Below are 24,954 nucleotides of genomic sequence, written 5' to 3'. Positions count from 1 at the left end.
TTATGAGTAAAAATTATAAGGAGAACCTAGCTCATATAGATTTTGTATTTTACAATTCTGAAATCTACTATCTAAGAATCCAAAAATCTAACAATCTAATATCTAAAGATCTAAAAATCTAAAATAATATGTCAAAAGAGATAGAAGAGCGGATTGAGAAAGTTCCTGTGGTGCGATCTGTAGTTCGTTTTTTCAAGAGAATAAAATTACCCTGGCTTGAAGGTTTTTCGTTATATGATTTGCTTGAAATGTATACCATCGGTATTATTGAAGGAGCATTTTCGTATCATGCGAGTGCTGTTTCGTTCAGCTTCTTTATGGCTTTATTTCCTTTTGCATTATTTATTTTAAACTTAATTCCCTTTATTCCTATTGAAGGATTTCAGCAGGACTTTTTGCAGTTTGTGCAACAGGGAGTTCCTCCGAATACCTATGAGGCGATCAGTAAGATTATAAGTGATATTTTAAACAACAGTCACTCCGGTTTATTGTCGTCGGGATTTTTGCTTTCGATATTTTTAATGGCAAATGGTATTAACGGTATTCTGAGCGGTTTCGAATCCTCGAAACATGTCTTTGATAAACGCGGTTTTCTGAATCAGTATCTGGTGGCGCTGGCAATTTCACTCATCATGACGATTATATTGTTTGTAACAGTAGCAACAATTGTTGTTTTTGAGGTATTCATTCAAAAAACAATCATTCAGGATGTGTTAAGCGATCGCATTCCGTTGATTATTTTGGGGCGATATTTATTCGTTGTTTTAATGATTCTGATAACCTCTTCACTATTATTGCGTTATGGTACGAGGCAATATAACAAAGTGCCTTTTATAAGTATTGGGTCTGTTTTTACAACTATTTTAATTGTGATATCCTCATTCTTTTTTGGGATTTGGGTTATAAAATTCTCAAAATATAACGAACTTTATGGTTCGATAGGTACATTATTAATTCTAATGTTTTATATTTGGATAAACTGTATGATTCTGCTTTTGGGATTTGAATTGAATGCCACTATCAGAAAATTAAAACAAAAAAAAAATAAATAAGATGAAAAATTGGATGTTAACGATTGGTGTTTTTTTTCTAACATTAGGCACGATTCAGGGCCAGGGTGTAATTGGAAAATGGAAAACAGTTGATGATGAAACCGGTGAAGCTAAATCGATTGTAGAGATTTATGAAAAATCCGGTAAAGTGTATGGCAAAATTGTAGAAATACTTCGCGAAAACCACAAAAAGGACTTATGTACTAAATGTGACGGAGCAGATAAAAACAAACCAATTTTGGGTATGGTGATCATCAACGGACTTAAAAAAGACGGTTCTGAATACAGTGGAGGAACTATTTTAGATCCAACAAGCGGAAAAAAATACAAATGTTATATTGCATTAGAATCAGCAGATAAACTAAAACTTCGTGGTTATGTTGGTATTTCTATCATGGGAAGAACACAATACTGGAGCAGAGTGAAGAATTAATTTTATAAAAAATAATAAAATGCGAAAATTAGCATTGATAGCTTTATTTCTGGTACAGCTATCCCATAGTTTTGCACAATCTAAGAATTCGCCATTACAAATAAGTCATCTTACGGGTGACTTTTATGTTTATAAGACGTTTCACGATTATAAAGGTACGCTGATTTCGGCCAATGCCATGTATTTGGTTACAGATAAAGGAGTTGTCCTGTTTGACGCGCCTTGGGACAAAACACAATTTCAGCCTTTGCTGGACAGTATTAAAGCAAGACATCATAAAGAAGTTGTGATGCACTTTGCCACGCACTCCCATGAAGACAGGGCGGGTGGTTTGGATTTCTACCGTAAAAAAGGAATTAAAACCTATACGATAAAAGCAACAGATCAGATTCTGGAGAAAAATAAGGAAGCAAGAGCTGAGTTTGTTATTCCGGATGACACCTTGTTTACAGTGGGTAAATATACTTTTGAAGTGTATTACCCGGGAAAAGGACACGCGTCAGATAATATTGTGGTTTGGTTCAATAAGCAAAAAATACTTTACGGAGGTTGTTTTGTTAAAAGTGTGGAAGCAAAAGATTTGGGCTATCTTGGAGATGCAGATGTTAAAGAATGGCAGAAATCTATTCTGAAAGTACAGTCGAAGTTTAAAAACCCAAAATACATTGTTACGGGTCATGATGATTTGAAAGATTTGACTTCTTTGAAGCATACACTAAAACTGGTTAAGGAATACAATGCAGCAAAGCCTTCTGGTAAGTAATACTTTTTTAGAATAGATTGCAAATTGTTGTAGTTGTAAAAAGCTTAACTTTGTTTATTATATAAAATAATTAAACTTGAAAAAAGATGACTGTTACGGATAAAAATTTACTTGAGACCTACTCAAATTTATTTGAAGGACTGAGCTTTTCTAATAAAATAGAGTTAATCGAGAGATTGACGAAGTCTATAAAAGGAGCTAAATCTAAAGAAAGTAATTTTTATAAATCTTTTGGAGCATTTAAATCTGAAAAATCTGCTGAGGAAATTGTTTCTGATATTAAATCTAGTCAGACTCCGAAAAATTGGGAAACCAATTAATTACGAATTTGATCTTTTAATTGGGGTGACAGCAATTGAAAATCAATTAACACTTGTAACTGATAATGTTAAGGATTTTAAGATGTTGGATGGAATTCAAATTGAAAATTGGTTTGAAAGAAGTTAAATATTTCTCTTATTGTCACTGTTTAGTTTTGTTTTAAAGTTTCTATAAAATATCCACATGTTTTTTATCGAAGTCGTTTTACCGCTTTCATTAGCTAAAACTTTTACCTATCGTGTTTCTGAGGCTGAATTCCATTTTATTAAAAAAGGAATGCGGGTTGCGGTACCATTTGGTAAAAATAAAATTTATACGGCATTGGTTATTGAGTTGCATCAAAATGAACCGGGTTTGTATGAAGCCAAGGAAATTCATCAGATATTAGATGAAAAACCTATTGCGACCGAAGTTCAGATCAAGCACTGGCTTTGGGTGGCGAATTATTATATGTGTGCTATCGGTGATGTTTATCGAGGAGCTTTTCCAAGTGGCCTGTTGTTAGAGAGTGAAACGGTTGTTTCGTATAAAACTGATGCGGAGGTAAATCAGGACGAACTTTCTGATGATGAATATTTAGTCTATGAAGCCCTGCAACAGCAAAGTTCTTTAAGGATCCAGGAAATTATTTCGATGCTGAATAAGAAAAATATTCTTCCTGTTCTTCAAAAAATGATTGCCCGAAATATTATTGTTTTAGAAGAAGAAATTAAAGAAGGATACAAACCCAAACTGGTTCGATATGTGAAGCTGCATGCTAAATATGAATCCGATAATGGTTTAGGAGAATTGCTGGAAGTTCTAAAAAATGCTAATAAGCAAAAGGAATTGGTGTTGGCGTATTTTCAAATTATGGCCTCTGAAAAGAAACCAATCACTGTGAAAAAGTTGGTTGAGGTTTCAAATTCTACTTCGGCTGCCGTAAAAGCTCTGATTGATAAAGAGATTTTTGAGGAGTACCTTTTACAGCAGGACAGAGTTTTGTTTACAGGGCGAACAACAGACGATCAATTGTTGTTAAGTGAAGCGCAAACGAGAGCTTTTATAGCTATTAAAGAGAGTCTTTCAGAGAAAGAAGTATGTTTACTGCATGGAGTTACCTCAAGTGGTAAAACAGAGATTTATATCAAACTGATTGAAGAATATCTGGAAACGGGAAGACAGGTTCTTTATTTGCTGCCCGAAATCGCTTTAACGACACAATTAGTTTCAAGATTAAGACTTTATTTTGGTGATAAAGTAGCTGTTTTTCATTCGAAATACAGTAATAATGAAAGAGTTGAGGTTTGGAAGCAGACTCTTGAAAATTCGGAGAAAGCGCAAATTGTAATAGGAGCAAGGTCGGCTCTGTTTTTGCCTTTTGACAATTTAGGTTTGTTGATTGTAGACGAAGAGCACGAACAGACTTTTAAGCAAACCGATCCTGCGCCACGTTATCATGCCAGAGATGCGGCAATTGTTTTGGCTAATTTTCATAAAGCAAAAGTACTGTTGGGGTCGGCGACACCAAGTATTGAGACCTATTTTAATGCACAGGCCGATAAGTATGGTTTGGTATCGCTTACGGAACGTTATAATAATGTTCGAATGCCTGAAATTCTTTTAGTAGATTTAAAAGACAAACATTTCAGGAAAAGAATGACTGGGCATTTTAGTGATCTTTTAATTGAAGAAATAGGAGAGGCTTTGTCTTTGGGAGAGCAAATTATTTTGTTCCAGAACCGACGAGGATATTCACCTATAATAGAATGTATGACCTGTGGTCATGTACCGCATTGCCAACAGTGTGATGTGAGTCTGACTTTTCATAAGCATAAAAATCAGTTGCGTTGTCATTATTGTGGTTATTCGATTGCAAAACCAACACATTGTCATAGCTGTTCCAGTATCGATTTGACGACTAAAGGATTCGGTACAGAACAAATCGAGCAGGAGCTGGTAACACTTTTTCCCAAAGCCAAAACCGGTCGAATGGATCAGGATACGACTCGTGGTAAATTTGGTTTCGAAAAAATAATAGATTCCTTTAAAAATCGTGAAATTGATATTTTGGTCGGTACACAAATGCTGGCGAAAGGACTGGATTTTGATAATGTGAGTTTGGTTGGAATTATGAATGCGGATAATATGCTGCATCATCCCGATTTTAGGGCCTTCGAACGGAGTTACCAAATGATGACACAAGTTGCGGGGAGAGCCGGTAGATCTGAAAAACAAGGGAAAGTGGTGATTCAAACCTATAATCCGAATCACAATACGATTCAGCAGGTGACCAACCATAATTATATAGGTATGTATAAGGAGCAATTGTATGATCGCCAGATTTACAGATACCCGCCTTATTTCAGAATTATAAAACTGACTTTAAAGCATCGTGATTTCGATAAATTAAAGGAGGGTTCGGTGTGGCTGTATCAGGTTTTGAGTCAAAATTTGAATATGCCGGTACTGGGGCCGGAAGAACCAGCGATCAGCAGGATCAGAAATGAGTATATCCGAACGATTTTGATTAAGATTCCGCAGAACCAGCATTTGGTTAATACGAAAAAAACTATTCAGAAGATGCTGAATAGTTTTGAGGCTGTTGCTCAGTACAGAGCTATAAAAGTTATTGCTAATGTTGACTTCTATTAAATTAAGAAGAAGTGGAGAGTGCTTTTACCAGATCTTCTTTTTTGTTTCGGCTAAGAGGGATTTTGGTAATGCCAATCTCAGCAAATTTACTGTTAAAGCGTTCTACTTTATCAATGTTAATAATATAGGACTTGTGCACACGAATGAACTTGTCTTTTGAAAGATCGTTTTCAAAAGATTTCATGGTCGAGAGCACCAGATTACTGTCGTCTTCGGTAACCACTCTCACATAATCACCAAAAGCTTCAATCCATTTGATTTTTGCAGTGAATATTTTGAGTTTTTTCAGATTACTTTTGATAAATATATGTTCGCCTTCTTCTTCTTTGATGTCCTTTTTTAGTAAATGCATGTCAATGGCTCTTTTTACAGAGGCATTAAAACGATCTACCGCAATAGGTTTCTGAAGGTAATCCGTAGCGTCATAATCGAAAGCTTTTAAAGCATATTCTGCTTTAGAAGTAATAAATATAATTTGTGGCTTAGATTTTAGTCCGTCAAGAAAATCAAACCCATTAATAACGGGCATTTCTATATCAAGAAAAATTAAGTCAATATTATTTAGAGAGATACAGCTTTTTGCCTCTATTGCATTTGAAAAATCCCCGATTAAATGCAAACCTGGGTGATTATTAACTAATTTTGCAATAATAGTTCTTTGTATAGAACTATCATCTACAACAACACAGTTTAGCTTCATAACATAAAAATTTAGAATAAATTCAGGATAGCAATAGTAAATGTATTCTTTTTTTAAGAAAAAAACTAAAATTGACGTGTATTTTTTGCTGTACAACGAATAAAAGTAAAAAAGTGTTGTATATTTAAATTTTATGGTTACTTTTGCACCCAATTTTAACAAATAAATATATTGTTTATGAATCATTATGAAACTGTTTTCATTTTAAATCCCGTTTTATCTGAAGTTCAGGTGAAGGAAACAGTAACGAAATTTGAAGAATTTCTTACTAGTAGAGGAGCTGAAATGGTATCGAAAGAGGATTGGGGTCTTAAAAAAATGGCTTACGAAATCCAAAACAAAAAAAGTGGTTTTTATCACTTATTCGAATTCAAAGTAGCTGGAGAAGTTCTAATTGCTTTTGAAACTGAATTCAGACGTGACGAAAGAGTTATGCGTTTCTTAACTGTAAGTTTAGACAAACATGCTATTTCATGGGCGGAAAGAAGAAGAGCTAAATTAAAATCTACTAAAGCGTAATTATTATGTCTACAATCGAGCAATCTGCAAAAGGAAAAAAAGACGGAGATATCAGATATTTAACGCCTTTAAACATTGAAACTAACAAAACTAAAAAGTACTGTCGTTTCAAAAAATCAGGAATCAAATACATCGATTATAAAGATGCTGATTTCTTATTGAAATTCGTAAATGAGCAAGGAAAAATTCTTCCTCGTCGTTTAACAGGAACTTCATTAAAATACCAAAGAAAAGTGTCTGTAGCTGTAAAAAGAGCTCGTCACTTAGCTTTAATGCCATACGTGGCCGATTTATTAAAATAGTATAAAAAAAATCTAGTCGCTGGTTTCTGTTTAATCAGAACCTAACTTCTAAAAATAAGGACAACAACATGGAAATTATTTTAAAACAAGACGTACAAAACTTAGGATTTAAAGATGATGTAGTATCTGTAAAACCTGGTTACGGTCGTAACTTTTTAATTCCTCAAGGTTTTGCTACTTTAGCAACTCCTTCTGCTAAAAAAGTTTTAGCTGAAAACCTAAAACAAAGAGCACATAAAGAAGCTAAAGTGGTTGCTGATGCTAAAGCATTAGCTGAAACTTTAAAAGCTCTTGAAATTAAACTTACTGCAAAAGCTGGTGGAGAGAAACTTTTTGGTTCTATCACAAACATCGACATTGCTGAAGCTTTAGAGAAATCAGGTAACGCTATTGATAGAAAATTCATCACTAGTGGTATCGTAAAACGTACTGGAAAATATACAGCTAGCATCCGTTTACACAGAGATGTTATTGTAGAATTAGCATACGAGATTATCGCTGAAAAATAACATTTTGTTAACTTCTTGTTAATAAAATATAAAAACCACTCTTTTGAGTGGTTTTTTTTTGCCTAATTTTGAGAGGAATAACACTCTCAAAACCAGGAAAATGAAAAAAATCTTTGCATTATTACTAGGTGTGTTTGCCATAACCACTGCTATCGGGCAAACCACAACTTCGAGTATTAAGGGGATTATCAAGAGTTCTGCCAACGAACTCTTGCCCGGTGCTACTATCTTAGCAATCCATACTCCCACAGGAAGTAAATATTCAGCTGTTTCCAACGAAGACGGAAGGTTTAATATTTTGAACATGAGAATTGGAGGCCCATACAAAATTGTTGTGACTTTTGTGGGTTTTCGAAATCATGAATATGCCGATGTGAATCTCGATTTGGGAAAACCTTTTAATCTTGATGTGGTTCTGGAAGACGAAAGTCAGACGCTCGAAGAGGTGAAAATCGTGTCTAAGGATAAAGTTTTTAAAAGTGGCAAAACAGGTGCCGAAACTACGATTGGAAAAAGAGAGTTAACGGCTTTGCCTACAATTTCAAGATCGGCGGAAGATTTTACGCGTTTGGAACCAACGGCAAGCGGAGGTTCTTTTGGCGGAAGAAACGATCAATACAATAATTACTCCTTAAATGGTGCGGTATTTAATAATCCGTTTGGACTAGATGCTGCAACACCGGGAGGTCAGACAGGATCACAGCCTATTTCGCTTGATGCTATTGAGCAGATTCAGGTAGCGACAGCTCCTTATGATGTTACTTTGTCGGGTTTTACAGGAGCTTCTGTTAATGCGGTAACTAAATCGGGGACCAATGAGTTTCATGGTACGGCTTATGGTTTTTACAGAAATCAGGATTTGACGGGAAATAAGATCAAGGGAGAAAAAATATTTGTACCTACTTTAGAACAAACCCAGGCAGGTTTTAGTTTGGGAGCTCCTATTATAAAGGATAAATTGTTCATCTTTGGAAATTTTGAAATTGACAAACGAAGTGATTTAGGATCCAATTTTGTGGCTAATAATAATGATGGTGTAACCGGAATTAATGAATCGAGAGTTTTAGAATCGGATTTAATTGCGGTTTCAAAAGCCTTGGCTAATTTAGGTTATGAAACAGGACCTTATCAGGGATTTAAGCATGAATCGAATTCGAATAAAGGGATTATTAAGATCGACTGGAATATCAGTGACAATCATAAACTGGCGGTTATTTATAATTTTCTGGATGCTTCAAAAGACAAACCGGCGCATCCTACTGCACTGGGTTTTAGAGGGCCGAATGCTTCTATTTTGCAGTTCAGAAATGCCGGATATCAGATTAATAATAACCTGAGTTCTTTTCTGGTAGAGTTGAATTCAAAATTTAGTGAATCGGTTTCTAATAAGTTACAAGCGGGTTATTCGCATTTTAATGATTACAGGGTGCCATTTTCGGTTCCGGCTCCTGTGATTAATATTCAGGACGGAGCGGGTGCTAATTATATTATTGCGGGGCATGAGCCTTTTTCTATCAATAATACTTTAGATCAGAAAGTCATTCAGATCACTAATAATCTGAATTATAATGTGGGCAAACACGCGTTTACTTTTGGTGCTTCTTTTGAGAAGTTTAAGTTTGAAAACTCTTTTAATCTGGCCGGATATGATAATTTTGGAAATCCAAACGGATATGCCGGAACCTTCTTTACACCCTATTTCACAACACAGGATTTTTTAAATGATGCGGCTAAGCCTTTTGCTACGAGTATTATTGCGCAGAATTTGAAATACGCTCAGGATGTTTTCGCCGCCAAGAATAATTTTAAAGTAGGAACTGATGGGGGATGGAAACTAGCGGAATTGAACGTAGGACAGCTCGCATTTTATGCACAGGATGATATCAGTATCGATGATAATTTCAAACTGTCTTTGGGATTAAGAATTGATAAGCCTTTGTATTTTAATACTGCCGATCTGATTCAAAAATATATAGATACTAATAATGGCGGAGCCAAAAGAAATAACGATACCGATTATTTCAATCCTCAGACTGGGCAAGCGGTTAAATTGATTTCGACCAATTTGCCAAGTGATCGAATTTTATGGTCGCCAAGAATAGGTTTTAACTGGGATGTTAACGGTAATGCTACCTCACAGTTTCGCGGAGGATCCGGAATTTTTACCGGAAGAATTCCTTTTGTGTGGTTAGGAAATCAGGTAAGTGGCGCTGATGATGGCTTTTTGCAGATTATGGATCCGGATTATAAATGGCCACAAGTCTGGAGAACCAGTTTAGGATTTGATCATCGATTTGAAAATAATTATATTGTAACGGCAGATTTGTCTTATAATAAGGATATTAATGCAGTACACGTTCAGAATTGGGGATTGAAATCTCCAACCGGAACATTAGCAGGTGTGGATAACCGACCTATTTATGTTGCAGCGGATAAAGGTGCAAACAATGCTTATGTAATGACGAACTCGAATAAGGGAAGTGCGTTTAATGCCACTTTAAAAGTGCAGAAAAACTTTGAAAATGGATTGTATGCGAGTGTGGCTTATAATTATTTAAAATCTAAAGATGTTAACTCTATTGAAGCTGAAATTACAGGAGATGCTTTTGCTTTTAATCCGGCTTTAGGAAATGTAAATAACGATGTGCTTTCGAATTCTAAATATGGAGATAATCATCGTTTTATAGCAGTAGCTTCCAAGAAATGGAAGTATGGAAAAGATAAATGGGCGACAACAGTGTCTACTGTTCTTGAATATGCTCAAGGAGGGCGTTTTAATTACACGTATGGCGGAGATATTAATGGAGATGGCTCTAGTGTTAACGACTTGATTTATATCCCTACAACGGCTGAAATAGCTTTGATGAATTTTAGCGCACCGGGAGAAGGTGCTGCTTTTGATCAATTTATTTCTCAGGATAAATACATGAAGGACAGGAGAGGACAATATGCCGAGCGTTATGGAGCAATATCTCCGTGGAGAGGCAGATGTGATTTAAAAATTCTTCAGGATTATAATTTTAAGATTTCTTCTACCTCAGATAAAAAGAATACCATTCAGTTTAGCATCGATGTTTTGAATTTCGGGAATTTACTGAATTCAAATTGGGGAGTTGTTCAGGTGCCTACAAGTGTTCAGCCTATCGGGGTTACGGTTGCCGGAAATACACCAACGTATACTTTTAATGGTACTCAGACCAAAACGTTTAATTATGACGCTAGTTTATTGTCCAGATGGCAGGCGCAATTTGGTATACGATACATCTTTTAGTAAAGCAAAAAAAGTTATAAATTTGCCCTCGCATTTGCGGGGGCTTTTTTTATAAATAGCACAGAAAGTTCTCCAATTTTATATAAGCTCTTTTTAGAGTGTTTAACACAAGAAAAAAAATGAAATACGCAAGATTAACAAAAGAGCAATTTGATGAATTGCATGCAGAATTTGCAAGCTTTTTGGCAACGCAGGCTATCGATAAAGCAGAGTGGGATGAGCTTAAAATAAACAAACCGGAAGTTGCGGAGCAGGAACTGGATGTTTTTTCCGATTTAATCTGGGAAGGTGTTTTGTCGAGAGCAGAATTTTTGGAGCATTTTTCTAAAAACCATATTTTCTTATTCCAGTGTTTTGAAACTCATGTTCAGTCGATCGTATTGAAATCATTGGTTGCTGAAACTGATTTTTTGAGTAAAGAAGGATTGCAATGGCTGTCTGATAATATGTTTACCGAAAACATAGAAATGAAGGTTGGAAAAAAAGTGTTCACTGAGGAGAGAAACGCTTCTATTTTTGAATTAATTCAGCAAGGAGCATTTTTAAGTGACGGTCAATTGTTTACGCAGATCAACACTATTATCGAATCATAGCTTTTTTAAGATTAAAAATTAGTAAATGTTTAACGTTTAGATGTTTGCTAATTTTTAGTTTTTTAACTTTTGTTGAAGTTTTAATGTTTTTTTATACCCGTATTTCTACGCATTTTTTCTGAATAATTTAAAGAATGCAGTTTTAGTATAGTAAATATGGGATTCTTGCTGTTTTTATGTCTTTTTTGTTCAATTTCAATCGATTACCTTTTTTAAATGTAGTCTTTTACTTTCTTTTTTGATGATTTTAAAAAAAGATAAAATATTTTCATTCTTTTAATTCGTCTCATTTTGACGTTATTAGGGCAGGTTTTTCCGATGATTTACCTGTTTTTTCTATTTTCCTTTTTTCTGTAAATTGAAAAAACTGGAAAATTATACTTGTTTAGTGTTTTCCTTTTTTCTAATTTTAGTATAAGAAAAAGTTAAACAAAACTTTTTTGTTCTTTTTCCAAAAACAACTATTTAAGTTATTATGTAATACATCAAATAGTGTTTTTTGTATGATTATCTAGAGTTGAGGTTTTTTATAATAACTTAATTAGTTTGCGTATGGAATTGATCACTACTTTCTTTATCAAGTTTGCATTAGGTTTTCGTATTGTTTTAGCTTTATCTTGTAAGAGTTTGAAAAAAAATGAATTTATCATCAAATTTAATTTTTGTTCCACTTCAGACTTGTTTCATAAATTTTCCAGTTTTAGTATTTTTTTATTTTCAAATCCTAATAAGGGGTTTGTTGATGAAACGTATTGTTGTGTTTAAAATTTTTTAAATCCGCACTGCGTTTTTTAAAAATGAATTGATTCAATTTTTAGAGTTCTGTTCTAAAAAAAACAAAGTTTATAAAAAGAATAATCAGCTTTTTATGAATATTGAATCAGACTATATAGGAGGTAGAATTTCCCAGTTCTCCAAAACGTATATTTTCTTTCATGAAAATTGGTTAATAACAAATCACCCTTTTTGGGAGTCTGATTTCGATCGGTATTTCCACACTTTTTTTGGTATGTCTTTTATTCGAAAGAATAGGAGCGGTTCTTTAATGTACTTCTGTTTAGAGTGTACAGCATGATTTTTTTTACTGAAATGTTGTTTACATTCTTAGTATTCTGGGAATCTAAATTTTATTTCAACAAGTTGATTATTAGTGTTTTTTGAAATTGCCTAAGCATAAGTGCTTATCGCAAGAGGTATTTTATTGTCCATTTTCTAATCTTCCAAATTATGAAAAAAAAATTTACTTTTTATGATCTTCTTATGAAGAGGAGATTATTGGGATTAATTTTTTTACTGCTTTTTTGCAATGAAAATTTTGCCCAGACTTTTTGTAGACCCACCTCTCAAACCAACAGTAGAGCAGGAGTATGTTTGGGGACTACAGAAGTACTAAACCCAACCTTTGCTTATGATGCAAATACAAGTACGTATGCATCATTGACCAATGCGCTGGGTGTACTTTGTTCCGTGCAGGAAACAGTTAAGTTTAGTCAGATGGCGAAAGCCGGCGACCAGATTGTAATTGTGTACGGATCAAATGCCGATTTGCTGGATGTTGGATTATTGTCTAATGCGACAATCCAGCCAAGCAATTCAGTCAATAGTACAAGTAGTACGGCATTGGCTTTAAACAGTCCATTGCTGAATGTGAACGCTATTAGCGGAGCAACTACAGGTACAATAAAGTATACCCTAACGGCCGATTCCGATCAGGTTAAGGTAGAAATTGGGGGATTACTTAGTGTCTTGACCAATATACGTATATACGATGTGCGATTGGAGTTTGCAAAACCAACCATTACCGGAGGAGCCACTCAATCTGTCTGTGTAGGACAGTCTATTGCACTTACTGCAACTCCTGCTGCCGGAACTACATTGGCCTGGTACAGCTCGCCAACATCTACTACAGCTCTTTCAAGCGTGAATACTTTTACAACACCGGCACTAACCACAAGTACTACTTATTATATAGGTATAACAAGAAGTGCAGGTTGTGAAAGTGACGAAAGATTTCCGGTAACTATTAATGTTTTAGACCCTGTATTGCCAACGATTAGTACGGTTGGAACTTCAATTTGTTCTTCGGGAGCGACACAGGCAACGACCTTGTCGGTTATTAATCCGGTACTGGGAACGACTTACTCCTGGTACAGTGCACCAACAGGTGGTGTGGCATTGAGTACAGGCAGTGCCTATACGCCAACCGTTCCGACGGGTGTGACCAATTTTTATGTCGAAGCATCGATTGGTTCCTGTGTGACACCAACACGAACTTTGGTTACGGTTACTTCAACTCCGGTTCCCGGGGTCGCTACTATTTTAACCCAAAGCGTATCTATATTATCCGGTCAGAATGCTACTCTAAGTGCTTCAACAGCTGAAGCAGGAGTAACTCTGGATTGGTATGACGTACCCACTGGTGGAACAAAATTATTAGGAGATTCAAATACATTTACCACTCCAATATTAGTGGCAACCAAAACATATTATGTGGAGTCTCGTACCAGCGCGGGAGGCTGTGTTAGTGCTACGAGAGCTCCTGTTACAGTAACGGTTTTAGCGAATCCTTTGGGAGGATGTCTGGAAGCCAACAGTCAGCAAACTACTCAAAACGGTCTTTGTTTACTTTGTTCTTCAAGTGACCAGGGCAATTCTGTTGACGGGAATAGTACTACTTCGTCTTCTATTACGCTGCCGGTAGGTTTGGTTAATGGATGGATTCAGCAAACATTACAATTTAATAATCCCGGAAAAACAGGTGATTTTATAGATGTTGATTTGGAGTTACCGGGAGGAATAGCTGATCTGAGCTTGTTAGGAGCTGTGAGTCTGGCTACTTATAATGGTGCTACTTATAATAATGATCGCAATTTTATCAATAACGCTCTGGTTACCTTACAGCTGTTGTCAGGGAATAAATTTAGAGCGACTATTACTGCGGGAGCTAATTTTGATCGTGTAGAAGTTAGATTAGGCGGACTGGTATCTGCCTTAACGACATTAAAAATTTATCAGGCTACTCATCGCTATAAGTTGCCGTCATTTACAGGAAATACCACAATTTGCGGAGGGCAAACGACTACTTTAACGGCAAATATTGTTGCTGGCGAAACTATTAAATGGTATGACGCGCTAACAGGAGGAACTTTATTAGCCAGTACAGCGGCTTATACTACTCCCGCATTAACGGTAAATACTACTTATTATGTAGAAGTTACTCGCGATGGTTGTGTGAATAGCGAAAGAAATCCTGTTTCTGTTACGGTAAATAATCCGATAGCACCGGGAACGGTTGTAGCTAGTCCTTTGAATTTGTGCAGCGGAACTTCAACAACAATTACCATTCAGTCACCGGTTGCGGGGACTGTTTACAAATGGTATGATGCAAGCTCCGGCGGAAATTTGGTGTTTACAGGTACTGTTTTCAATACGCCAAATCTGACCGCTACGACTACTTATTATGTCGAAGCTTCAATCGCAAGTTGTATCAGTGCAACCCGCACACCGGTTACAGTCAATGTTAATCCACGACCTTCAGCACCAGTTGCGGTATCTTCACCTGTGATTATTCAGTCTGGTCAGGATGTAACACTGGCGGTTGTGACTAATCCGGGGATTAAACATACGTGGTATGATGTACCTACGGGAGGGACTTTTTTGGCCACTAATGTTGACAGTTTTACACCTAGTCCGGCTCTAACCGCCAGTAAAACATTTTACGTTGAGGCGGTAGATTTAACGTCAGATTGTGCCAGTAGTACAAGAACTGCAATTGTTGTTACTGTAATTAGCGGAGTGAATAATTGTTTATTAGCCAATTCACAAGTAACTACTAAAGGAGGTACTACAAACTGTTTAACCTGTAGTTCCAGTGCAGATGGAAACTCTGTAGACGGTAATAATGCTACAGCAGCTACTCTTTCAATCCCTATTGGTTTAGTAACAGATCATATTCAGCAAGATTTAACTTTTCCAACAACGGGGCAGGCAGGCGATATCATAGATGTGGAACTGGGAATTCCGGTTGGACTTCTTGATATTAGTGCACTTTCTAATGTTAGCCTGCAAAGTTTTAATTCTGGGGTACCTAACGGAGATTTTAGCACCATCAATAATCTTCTGAATGTTCAGATCTTATCCGGAAATCGTTTCAAAGCAAGTTTTGTTGCAGCGGGTACTTTTACCAGTGTGCGTGTTCGATTAAATGGATTAGCTACTCTTTTATCAAGTCTGGAGATTTACGAAGCTTCTTATAGATTTGCCAATGCAGTAATAACAGGGAACGCAACACCAATTTGTGCCGGACAAACAGCTTCTTTAACAGCATCTGCAACCGGAGGAGATACATTTGTGTGGTACGATGCGCCAACCGGAGGAAATATAGTAGCTGTGAATCCAACAGCTGCATTAAGTGCCACCACTACATTTTATTTAGAGGCTACACGTGGCGGAACTTGTATCAATACAGTTCGTCAGGCAGTTACGGTAACAGTTTTACCACTGCCAACAGCCAGTGATATCAATATAACAAGTCCTGTAACAGCTTCTTGTGCAGGAGGTATTGTTTTGACTCCTTCTTCTCCTTTAGCAGGAGCAACATTCAAGTATTATTTAGATGCAAGTAAAACACAGGAAGCAACCGGAACGATAGCCGGGGTTACTTATTCTAAAGATTTAGGAACAGGCGCCCTTACTATCAGTGGACTTACAGCCTTAAATGCTCCTTATACGTATTATGTGTCTGTACTAAATGGAGGTATCTGCGAGAATGCATCAGGATTTCTTAAGGAAGTTGTTGTTAATTTCCCAACAGGTACTGCTTTAACGGTAACACCAACTTTGTCTGGTTGTGCTAAAGTAAGTCTGAAAGATGCGATTACAAACTTTGATACATCAGGAAACACTACTTATACGTTCTTTGATGCGGGAAATAATCCTATTACAGATCAGGCAGCGTCAAATATTACTGCAAATGGTAATTATTTTATTCAGGCTCAGCTTAATGGAGGCAATTGTCCGTCAGTTAAGCTACCTGTAGCAGTAACGGTTAATCCATTGCCAACTTTAACAGTACTAACAAATTCAGTAGCGGTTACTAAAGGTTCTTCAGTTGCTTTAACAGCGACTTCAAACGGAACTATAACCTGGTACGATCAGCAGGGTAATGTGTTGCCTTCAAATAATACAGGTGTTCTTAATACGGTTGGTGTTTTTGCTTATACCGTAATAGCCAGCAATGGTACCTGTACAGTTAGTCAGACCATCACGATTAGTGTGATTGATCCTGCTGCCTGTGATACCTTACAGGAAAGAGTGTATGCCAATACACAATCTTCAGGAACAATTATTACCGGAGGGGTAACTAATGGACCTCTTGCTGTCGATAATGATCCAAGCACGTATTCAACTATTACAACCGGTTTAGGACTTTTGGGTATTGGAACGACCTGGCAAAATTTGCAATGGCCAACTACAATTGCCAAAGGAACACCGGTAACGGTAAAATTAGGTTTAGAAAACAGTTTGCTTGCTGTAGCACAAAGTATCTCGGTTGTAGGTACTAAACGTGACGGATCTAATAATCCTATCGATATTGGAACATTACAATCAGTTACAGGATCTTTATTGAACCTGTTACCGGGGCAAAATTCATTTGAATATACTTTTGTTCCTTCTAATGCTTCCGGACTTCAGGATTACGACGGTATCCGTGTACAGCTGGGATCTGTTTTAAGTGTAGCACAAAATATCAATGTTTATGATACTTATTACAAAAGAGAAGTGGCTCAGATCACCTGTGGTCAGGGCGATATCGAAGATGTTTTCTCTGGCGTAAAAGATTTGGGAGTAGGAGCTTTAACGGCTACGGTCGGAGTTTCAAATCCATGGAATATAGCCGATAAAGATATTGCAACTTACGCAACAATGTTTAACGCTGTAGGAGTATTGGCGGCTTCGGAGTTGACTGCAACTTTTAGAACACCTTCTATGGTAGGTGACAGTTTAAGAATTGTAATTTCTAAACCGGGAACCGTTTTAAATCTTAATTTACTTACCGGATTTACCATTCAGCTTTACTCCGGAAACATTCCGGTTGGCGGACCAATTGCCAATACAAGCAGTCTTTTGACTTTAAAACTGCTTTCAGGAGATACAATGGCTATGACTATTGTTGCACCTCAAACGGAGCCTTACGATAAAGTAGTGATAACTTATGGAGGTGTTGCTACTGTTTTAGATCAGCTTAGAGTTCATTCAGTTGATCGTACAACCAATACAGAAGTTATAGGAGCCGATCCTGATAATAAAATAACAGTCTGTCCGGGGGCCAACCTCACGCTCGTCGTCCCTCCGAAACCTTGTGCTGATTATGCCTGGTACGATTCGCCTACGGGAGGAAATCTGCTGGCCAGCGGTCAAACTTATACACTTCCTGCTACATTAGCTGCCGGAACGTACAAATATTATATTCAGCCAATTCGTTACGGATGTCCTGCTCTGGAAAGAGGTGAAGTTACAGTAACTGTAAGAGCAACTGTTCCTGCAGCAACTATTACAAACGTTACTATAAATGGAGGTAGTGCGACTATTATTTGTTCTGAAAGTGGTACAGTAACACTAGATGCTGTTCTAAGTGCTACACCAGTACTTACCAATCCGGTATACCACTGGTATAGTTTTGATGGTACAACAAGTCAGCCAATTCCTGGTCAGGTAACTTCTAAATTAATAGTTACCGGTTTACTTCCAGGGACTTATACCTATTATGTCGGAGTAAGTTCTGACGAATATTGCGAAACTGCTCCGGCAGACAGAAAACAAGTGACTTTTACTATTCTGCCAAGTTCACTGGTATCCGATATTTCAATAAACAATGCTTCTATTTGTCATGATACCCCCGCGGTACTAACACCGTCAAGCACTCTGACAAATCCTGTTTTTTCCTGGTATTTAGATGCGAACAAAACGCAACCTATTTTTAGCGGAACAATTGGCGGAGTAACCTATGCAATTAATGGTAGCGGAGTTTTAACCGCTACAGGTTTAACACCGGCAATGAGTCCGATGATTTATTATGTTGCAGTTTCAAGTGATTTTACTTGTCAAAATAAAAATGGAGAATTAAGATTGGTGACCGTGCTTATTAATGATCCGGGGACACCAACATCTACCACTTATAATCAGAATTTCTGTTTGATAAGTAATCCTACAGTTGCTAATCTTCAGGCCGATCAGACTAATGTGGTTTGGTACAGTGCAGCCACAGGAGGAGTAGCATTAAATCCGACAACTGCTTTGGCAAACGGAACCTATTATGGTGCGATTAGAGATGTGAATGGTTGTGAAAGCTCAGTTCGATCAGTTGTAACCGTAATCGTAAACGATCCGGGAACACCTGTGATTACTAAAACTACTCAGGACTTCTGTTTGGTGAATGCGCCAACTTTTGCATCAATCGATGTAAGTCCTGCTGTTGCTGCTAATATTGTTTGGTATACGGCGCTGACCGGAGGAACCTTAATTCCATCTACTACAGCTTTAACTACCGGAGTTTATTATGCTGCGATCAAAGATCCTACGACTCTTTGTGAAAGTAATGTAAGATTAGCCATTACGATAAACGTAACTGATCCGGGAACTCCTGTGATTACAGAAACTACTCAGAACTTCTGTTTGGTAAATGCACCAACTTTTGCATCAATCAATGTAAGTCCGGCTGTCGCCGCCAATATTGTTTGGTACACAGCACTTACCGGAGGAGTTTTAATTCCATCGACAACGGCTCTGACTACCGGAGTTTATTACGCTGCGATTAAAGATCCAACAACTCTTTGCGAAAGCAATGTTAGATTAGCCATTACCATCAACGTAACCGATCCTGGAACACCAGTAATCACTAAAACTACACAGGATTTCTGTTTGGTAAATGCGCCAACTTTTGCCTCTATTGATGTAAGTCCTGCTGTTGCCGCCAATATTGTTTGGTACACGGCTTTGACAGGAGGAACTTTAATTCCATCAACGACAGCTTTGACTACCGGAGTTTATTATGCTGCCATCAAAGATCCAACAACTCTTTGTGAAAGTAATGTGAGATTGGCAATTACAATAAATGTTACCGATCCTGGTACCCCAACTTTAGTTACTGCCGGAACGCAAAACTTCTGTTTGGTCAATGCGCCGACTTTTGCCAGCGTTCAATTTAATGAAGCGAATATTGTTTGGTACACCGCGCTTACCGGAGGAACCGTTATTCCTTCTACAACAGCTTTAACCAGTGGTACTTATTATGCCGTAATTAAAGATCCAACAACTCTTTGTGAAAGTGCTGTTAGATTGTCCGTAACAATTAGTGTTACCGATCCAGGTACGCCAACTTTAGTTACAGCAGGAACACAAAACTTCTGTTTGGTCAATGCACCGACTTTCGCGAGTGTTCAGTTTAATGAAGCCAATATCGTTTGGTACACAGCGTTGACTGGAGGAACAGTGATTCCTTCTACAACAGCTTTAACCAGCGGTACTTACTATGCCGTAATTAAAGATCCGGTAACCAATTGTGAAAGTGCAGTTAGATTAGTTGTAGTGATCAGTGTTACCGATCCGGGAACACCAACTTTGGTAACCGCAGGAACACAAAACTTCTGTTTGGTAAATGCACCAACTTTTGCGAGTGTTCAGTTTAATGAAGCCAATATTGTATGGTATACAGCGCTGACTGGAGGAACAGTGATTCCTTCTACAACAGCTTTAACCAGCGGTACCTATTATGCCGTAATCAAAGACCCAATTACAAATTGTGAAAGTGCCGTTAGATTAGCTGTAGTGATCAGTGTTACCGATCCTGGTACCCCAACTTTAGTTACAGCAGGAACACAAAACTTCTGTTTGGTCAATGCACCAACTTTTGCGAGTGTTCAGTTTAATGAAGCCAATATTGTATGGTACACAGCGTTGACTGGAGGAACCGTTATTCCTTCTACAACAGCTTTAACCAGCGGTACTTATTATGCCGTAATCAAAGATCCGGTAACCAATTGTGAAAGTGCAGTTAGATTAGCTGTAGTGATCAGTGTTACCGATCCGGGAACGCCAACTTTAGTTACAGCAGGAACACAAAACTTCTGTTTGGTCAATGCACCGACTTTCGCGAGTGTTCAGTTTAATGAAGCCAATATCGTTTGGTACACAGCGTTGACTGGAGGAACCGTTATTCCTTCTACAACAGCTTTAACCAGCGGTACTTATTATGCCGTAATCAAAGATCCGGTAACCAATTGTGAAAGTGCCGTTAGATTAGCTGTAGTGATCAGTGTTACCGATCCGGGAACACCAACTTTAGTTACAGCAGGAACACAAAACTTCTGTTTGGTAAATGCACCAACTTTTGCGAGTGTTCAGTTTAATGAAGCTAATATTGTATGGTATACAGCGCTGACTGGAGGAACCGTGATTCCTTCGACTACAGCTTTAACCAGCGGTACCTATTATGCCGTAATCAAAGACCCAATCACAAATTGTGAAAGTGCTGTTAGATTAGCAGTAACGATTAATGTTACTGATCCGGGAACTCCTGTGATTACAGAAACTACACAGAATTTCTGTTTGGTCAATGCGCCAACTTTTGCATCAATCAATGTAAGTCCGGCCGTTGCTGCTAATATTGTTTGGTATACCGCTTTAACAGGAGGGACTTTAATTCCTTTGACTACAGTTTTGACCAGTGGTACATACTATGCCGCTATAAAAGATCCTGTAACGAATTGTGAAAGCAATGTTAGATTAGCCATTACCATCAACGTAACCGATCCGGGAACTCCTGTGATTACGGAAACTACACAGAATTTCTGTTTGGTGAATGCACCAACTTTTGCCTCTATTGATGTAAGTCCGGCCGTTGCTGCTAATATTGTTTGGTATACTGCGCTGACCGGAGGAACTTTAATTCCGTCGACTACAGCTTTGACTACCGGAGTTTATTATGCTGCGATCAAAGATCCAATCACAAATTGTGAGAGTAATGTGAGATTGGCAATTACAATAAACGTAACTGATCCAGGCACTCCAACTTTAGTAACAGCGGGAACACAAAACTTCTGTTTGGTCAATGCTCCAACTTTTGCAAGTGTTCAGTTTAATCAGGCTAATATTGTTTGGTACACGGCGCTTACCGGAGGAACCGTTATTCCTTCTACTACAGCTTTAACCAGTGGTACTTATTATGCTGTAATCAAAGACCCAATCACGAACTGTGAAAGCGCCGTAAGATTGGCTGTAGTGATCAATGTTACTGATCCGGGTACTCCAACTCTAGTAACAGCAGGAACACAAAGCTTCTGTTTGGTAAATGCACCAACTTTTGCCAGTGTTCAGTTTAATGAAGCCAATATCGTTTGGTACACAGCGTTGACTGGAGGAACAGTTATTCCTTCTGCTACAGCTTTAACCAGTGGTACTTATTATGCTGTAATCAAAGACCCAATCACGAACTGTGAGAGTGCGGTTAGATTAGCTGTAGTGATCAGTGTTACCGATCCGGGTACACCAACTTTGGTAACCGCAGGAACACAGAACTTCTGTTTGGTAAATGCACCAACTTTTGCGAGTGTTCAGTTTAATGAAGCCAATATTGTCTGGTATACTGCACTGACTGGAGGAACAGCTATTCCTTCAACTACACCTTTAATTAGTGGTACGTATTATGCAGCGATTAAAGATCCGCTAACCAATTGTGAAAGTGCCGTTAGATTAGCTGTAGTGATCAGTGTTACCGATCCGGGTACACCAACTTTGGTAACAGCAGGAACGCAAAACTTCTGCTTGGCCGATGCTCCAACTTTTGCAAGTGTTCAGTTTAATCAAGCTAATATTGTTTGGTATACAGCACCGACTGGAGGAACAGTTATTCTTTCTACTACAGCTTTAACTAGCGGTACTTATTATGCCGTAATAAAAGACCCAATTACAAACTGTGAAAGCGCCGTAAGATTAGCCGTAACGATCAATGTTGCTAATCCTGGGACACCTACACTGGTAACAGCGGGAACACAAAACTTCTGTTTGGCAAATACGCCAACTTTTGCGAGTGTTCAGTTTAATCAGGCAAACATAGTTTGGTATACAGCACCGACTGGAGGAACAGTGATTCCTTCCACTACAGCTTTAACCAGTGGTACTTATTATGCAGTGATAAAAGATCCGGTATCAGGATGTGAAAGTGCCGTAAGATTAGCGGTAACAATCAATGTGACCGACCCGGGTACACCAACACTAGTAACGGAAGGAACACAAAACTTCTGTTTGGTAAATGCTCCGACTTTTGCCAGTGTTCAGTTTAATCAGGCTAATATTATCTGGTATACCGCACTGACTGGAGGTACAGCAATTCCTTCTACTACTGCTTTAATCAGTGGTACTTATTATGCTGCAATCAAGGATCCGGTAACCAATTGTGAGAGTGCAGTTAGATTAGCTGTAGTGATCAATGTTACAGATCCGGGCACACCAACTTTAGTTACAGCAGGAACACAAAACTTCTGTTTGGCAAATACGCCAACTTTTGCCAACGTTCAGTTTAACCAGGCTAATATTGTATGGTATACTGCACCGACTGGAGGAACAGTTATTTCTTCGACTACAGCTTTAACCAGTGGTACTTATTATGCTGTAATAAAAGATCCAATTACAAACTGTGAAAGCGCCGTAAGATTAGCAGTAACGATTAATGTTACTGATCCAGGTACACCAACTTTAGTAACAGCAGGAACACAAAACTTCTGTTTGGTAAATACACCAACTTTTGCCAGTGTTCAGTTTAATCAGGCTAATATTGTCTGGTATACAGCATTGACTGGAGGAACAGTGATTTCTTCCACTACAGCTTTAACCAGTGGTACTTATTATGCAGTAATAAAGGATCCTGTGTCAGGATGTGAAAGTGCCGTAAGATTAGCGGTAACAATCAATGTGACCGACCCGGGTACGCCAACAACAACAGCTGCCACTCAGGTATTCTGCTCAGGAAACAATCCAACGGTTGCTAACATTCAGGTAAACGGAAGCAACATTGTGTGGTATACAACTGCAACTGGCGGAACTGTCGTTGCGGGAACTACACCACTAGTAAATGGGGATTATTATGCAGCGATAAAAGATCCGGTGTCCGGTTGCGAAAGCACCGTGCGATTAAAAGTTACGGTAACTATTGGAATTTCTAAAGATCCAACCACAACTGCTACGACTCAGAATTTCTGTTCTACAAGTGCTCCAACTTTTGCCAGTATTCAGGTTAACGAGAGTAATGTAGCATGGTTTAGCAGCGCAACAGGCGGAACAGCAATTCCATTAACAACCGCTTTAACTTCCGGTACCTATTACGGAGAGCTTACAGATCCGGTAACAGGATGTAAAAGTGCTAATCGTTTGCAGGTTGTCATTACCATTGTAACCCCAATGGCGACGCCTACAACTAATTCGGCAACTCAAAACTTCTGTTCGGTAGATGCACCAAAAGTATCTAACATTCAAGTGAATGAATCCGGTGTAATCTGGTACAGCACTCCAACAGGCGGAACTGCTATTCCGGCAGCTACAGCTTTAACGACTGGTACTTATTATGGAGTAATCTCAAGCAGTTCTGGTTGTGAAAATCCAATTAGACTGGCCGTTGCAGTAACTGTAAACACACCGCTTAATGTTACTACTCCAAGAACGACACAAGTATTTTGTTTATCAGCAGGGCCAACAGTTCAGGATATTGTAGTAAATGAAGCGAACATTGTTTGGTATACAACTACAACTGGAGGAACTCCGTTGGCAGCGAATACACCTCTTGTTGCGGCAACTTATTACGCAGCGGCACAAAGCAACATTACCAATGGCTGTGGATTAGTTCCGAGATTAGGAGTGACTGTTGCATTTGACAACGATGCATTGGTTCCTATTACTACGACGGATGATACGCCATGTGTATTCCAGGGAGTTACTTATTCGATTGCCAATGGAAAATCAAATTATGTATGGTCAGTTTCTAACGGAACAATTACTTCAGGCGGAGGACTTAACGACGGTTCTGTAACCGTTTCCTGGTCGGATATTGGACTAGGTAAAGTTGAGGTTGAGTATATTAATACTTGCAACGAGAGAACTACAAAATCATTAAATGTAACTGTAGCAACTTGTTCTGATCTAACGATAACCAATAAAGTAAGCAATGCGAAACCTAATTTTGGTGATCAGATAACATTTACCGTAACAGTAAATAATATTGGTCAGGGTAATTTTATCAATACAATAGTGAGCGATTTATTACCTAGCGGATATAATTTGATAAGCGCATCTGCAACTGCCGGAACATACAATTTGTTATCTCAAATTTGGACGATTCCAACGTTGAATTCGGGACAAAGTGTTGTGCTTACAATTGTAGTAGAAGTATTGCCGGGAGGTAAATACTTAAGCGTTGCAACTGTCGAGACTTCCACTCCGTTAGATGTAGATCCATCAAATAATTCGGCTTCAGTTTCTGTTGAGCCAGTTTGTTTGACCGTTTACAATGAATTTACTCCAAACAATGACGGGGCAAATGATTTGTTCAGAATTGATTGTATCGAAACTTATCCAAATAATGAGTTGAAAGTGTATAACAGATACGGTTCATTAGTATATAGTAAACAACATTATGAAAATGATTGGGACGGAACCGCTAATGTATCCGGAGTTATCAACAGAGGAGATATGCTGCCAACAGGTACTTATTTCTATGTGATAGCAATAGGAGACGGAACGGTTAAAAAAGGATGGTTATCTATAATGAGATAAGCTGCCGTATTAATCATCTAATTAATTAAACTTAAT

12 protein-coding genes are annotated in these 24,954 nt (G+C 37.9%); 11 read left to right on the top strand and 1 reads right to left on the bottom strand.

Annotation, left to right across the window (positions count from 1 at the left end):
• Positions 1 to 128: 128 nt before the first annotated feature.
• From LNQ34_RS21515 to priA, 5 genes are all read left to right on the top strand, one after another.
• Positions 129 to 1,052: a YihY/virulence factor BrkB family protein gene (locus LNQ34_RS21515; protein WP_070908557.1), complete on the top strand. Its 924-nt coding sequence runs from the start codon at positions 129 to 131 to the stop codon at positions 1,050 to 1,052.
• A 1-nt stretch (position 1,053) separates the two neighbouring features.
• A complete protein-coding gene (locus tag LNQ34_RS21510) occupies positions 1,054 to 1,485 on the top strand; it encodes a DUF2147 domain-containing protein (protein WP_202703767.1) in 432 nt (143 codons plus the stop codon).
• Positions 1,486 to 1,504: 19 nt separating this feature from the next.
• Positions 1,505 to 2,248 (top strand): subclass B1 metallo-beta-lactamase, encoded by a 744-nt coding sequence (gene bla-B1-FLAV / locus LNQ34_RS21505; RefSeq protein ID WP_230001180.1) that lies wholly within the window; start codon positions 1,505 to 1,507, stop codon positions 2,246 to 2,248.
• 86 nt (positions 2,249 to 2,334) lie between these two features.
• Positions 2,335 to 2,568 carry a hypothetical protein gene (locus tag LNQ34_RS21500; protein ID WP_230001179.1) on the top strand — a complete coding sequence of 78 codons (234 nt, stop codon included), beginning with the start codon at positions 2,335 to 2,337 and terminating at the stop codon, positions 2,566 to 2,568.
• Positions 2,569 to 2,752: 184 nt separating this feature from the next.
• Positions 2,753 to 5,203 (top strand): replication restart helicase PriA, encoded by a 2,451-nt coding sequence (gene priA / locus LNQ34_RS21495; protein WP_230001178.1) that lies wholly within the window; start codon positions 2,753 to 2,755, stop codon positions 5,201 to 5,203.
• A gap of 1 nt (position 5,204) precedes the next feature.
• On the opposite strand, the gene LNQ34_RS21490 is transcribed toward priA, so the two are convergent.
• Positions 5,205 to 5,903 carry a LytR/AlgR family response regulator transcription factor gene (locus LNQ34_RS21490; protein ID WP_026110001.1) on the bottom strand — a complete coding sequence of 233 codons (699 nt, stop codon included), beginning with the start codon at positions 5,901 to 5,903 and terminating at the stop codon, positions 5,205 to 5,207.
• A 177-nt stretch (positions 5,904 to 6,080) separates the two neighbouring features.
• Between LNQ34_RS21490 and rpsF the strand changes: the two genes are divergently transcribed.
• The 6 genes from rpsF to LNQ34_RS21460 all read left to right on the top strand — a co-directional run bounded on the left by rpsF (position 6,081) and on the right by LNQ34_RS21460 (position 24,918).
• Positions 6,081 to 6,422, top strand: a complete 342-nt coding sequence (gene rpsF, locus LNQ34_RS21485) for a 30S ribosomal protein S6 (RefSeq protein ID WP_007810575.1) — start codon at positions 6,081 to 6,083, stop codon at positions 6,420 to 6,422.
• Positions 6,423 to 6,427: 5 nt separating this feature from the next.
• A complete protein-coding gene (gene rpsR / locus LNQ34_RS21480) occupies positions 6,428 to 6,724 on the top strand; it encodes a 30S ribosomal protein S18 (protein WP_002987043.1) in 297 nt (98 codons plus the stop codon).
• Positions 6,725 to 6,792: 68 nt separating this feature from the next.
• Positions 6,793 to 7,233, top strand: a complete 441-nt coding sequence (gene rplI / locus LNQ34_RS21475) for a 50S ribosomal protein L9 (RefSeq protein ID WP_070908551.1) — start codon at positions 6,793 to 6,795, stop codon at positions 7,231 to 7,233.
• 100 nt (positions 7,234 to 7,333) lie between these two features.
• Positions 7,334 to 10,504 carry a TonB-dependent receptor gene (locus tag LNQ34_RS21470; RefSeq protein WP_230001177.1) on the top strand — a complete coding sequence of 1,057 codons (3,171 nt, stop codon included), beginning with the start codon at positions 7,334 to 7,336 and terminating at the stop codon, positions 10,502 to 10,504.
• Positions 10,505 to 10,623: 119 nt separating this feature from the next.
• Positions 10,624 to 11,097 carry a DUF6495 family protein gene (locus tag LNQ34_RS21465; RefSeq protein ID WP_202704417.1) on the top strand — a complete coding sequence of 158 codons (474 nt, stop codon included), beginning with the start codon at positions 10,624 to 10,626 and terminating at the stop codon, positions 11,095 to 11,097.
• Positions 11,098 to 12,324: 1,227 nt separating this feature from the next.
• On the top strand, positions 12,325 to 24,918 hold the full coding sequence (locus LNQ34_RS21460; protein ID WP_230001176.1) for an Ig-like domain-containing protein: 12,594 nt from the start codon (positions 12,325 to 12,327) through the stop codon (positions 24,916 to 24,918).
• The last annotated feature ends 36 nt before the right edge of the window (positions 24,919 to 24,954 follow it).

This window comes from Flavobacterium lipolyticum, assembly GCF_020905335.1.
Lineage (GTDB): Bacteria > Bacteroidota > Bacteroidia > Flavobacteriales > Flavobacteriaceae > Flavobacterium > Flavobacterium lipolyticum.
Note: the sequence above shows the minus strand (reverse complement) of the source record. Positions and strands in the feature narration are given on the sequence as shown.

What these genes read in the sequence shown, in the direction of transcription:
- LNQ34_RS21515 (WP_070908557.1), top strand. Translation starts at nt 129, where the DNA reads ATGTCAAAAGAGATAGAAGAGCGGATTGAGAAAGTTCCTGTGGTGCGA.
- rplI (WP_070908551.1), top strand. Translation starts at nt 6,793, where the DNA reads ATGGAAATTATTTTAAAACAAGACGTACAAAACTTAGGATTTAAAGAT.
- LNQ34_RS21490 (WP_026110001.1), bottom strand. Translation starts at nt 5,903, where the DNA reads ATGAAGCTAAACTGTGTTGTTGTAGATGATAGTTCTATACAAAGAACT.
- LNQ34_RS21510 (WP_202703767.1), top strand. Translation starts at nt 1,054, where the DNA reads ATGAAAAATTGGATGTTAACGATTGGTGTTTTTTTTCTAACATTAGGC.
- LNQ34_RS21470 (WP_230001177.1), top strand. Translation starts at nt 7,334, where the DNA reads ATGAAAAAAATCTTTGCATTATTACTAGGTGTGTTTGCCATAACCACT.
- rpsR (WP_002987043.1), top strand. Translation starts at nt 6,428, where the DNA reads ATGTCTACAATCGAGCAATCTGCAAAAGGAAAAAAAGACGGAGATATC.
- priA (WP_230001178.1), top strand. Translation starts at nt 2,753, where the DNA reads ATGTTTTTTATCGAAGTCGTTTTACCGCTTTCATTAGCTAAAACTTTT.
- LNQ34_RS21465 (WP_202704417.1), top strand. Translation starts at nt 10,624, where the DNA reads ATGAAATACGCAAGATTAACAAAAGAGCAATTTGATGAATTGCATGCA.
- LNQ34_RS21500 (WP_230001179.1), top strand. Translation starts at nt 2,335, where the DNA reads ATGACTGTTACGGATAAAAATTTACTTGAGACCTACTCAAATTTATTT.
- LNQ34_RS21460 (WP_230001176.1), top strand. Translation starts at nt 12,325, where the DNA reads ATGAAAAAAAAATTTACTTTTTATGATCTTCTTATGAAGAGGAGATTA.
- rpsF (WP_007810575.1), top strand. Translation starts at nt 6,081, where the DNA reads ATGAATCATTATGAAACTGTTTTCATTTTAAATCCCGTTTTATCTGAA.
- bla-B1-FLAV (WP_230001180.1), top strand. Translation starts at nt 1,505, where the DNA reads ATGCGAAAATTAGCATTGATAGCTTTATTTCTGGTACAGCTATCCCAT.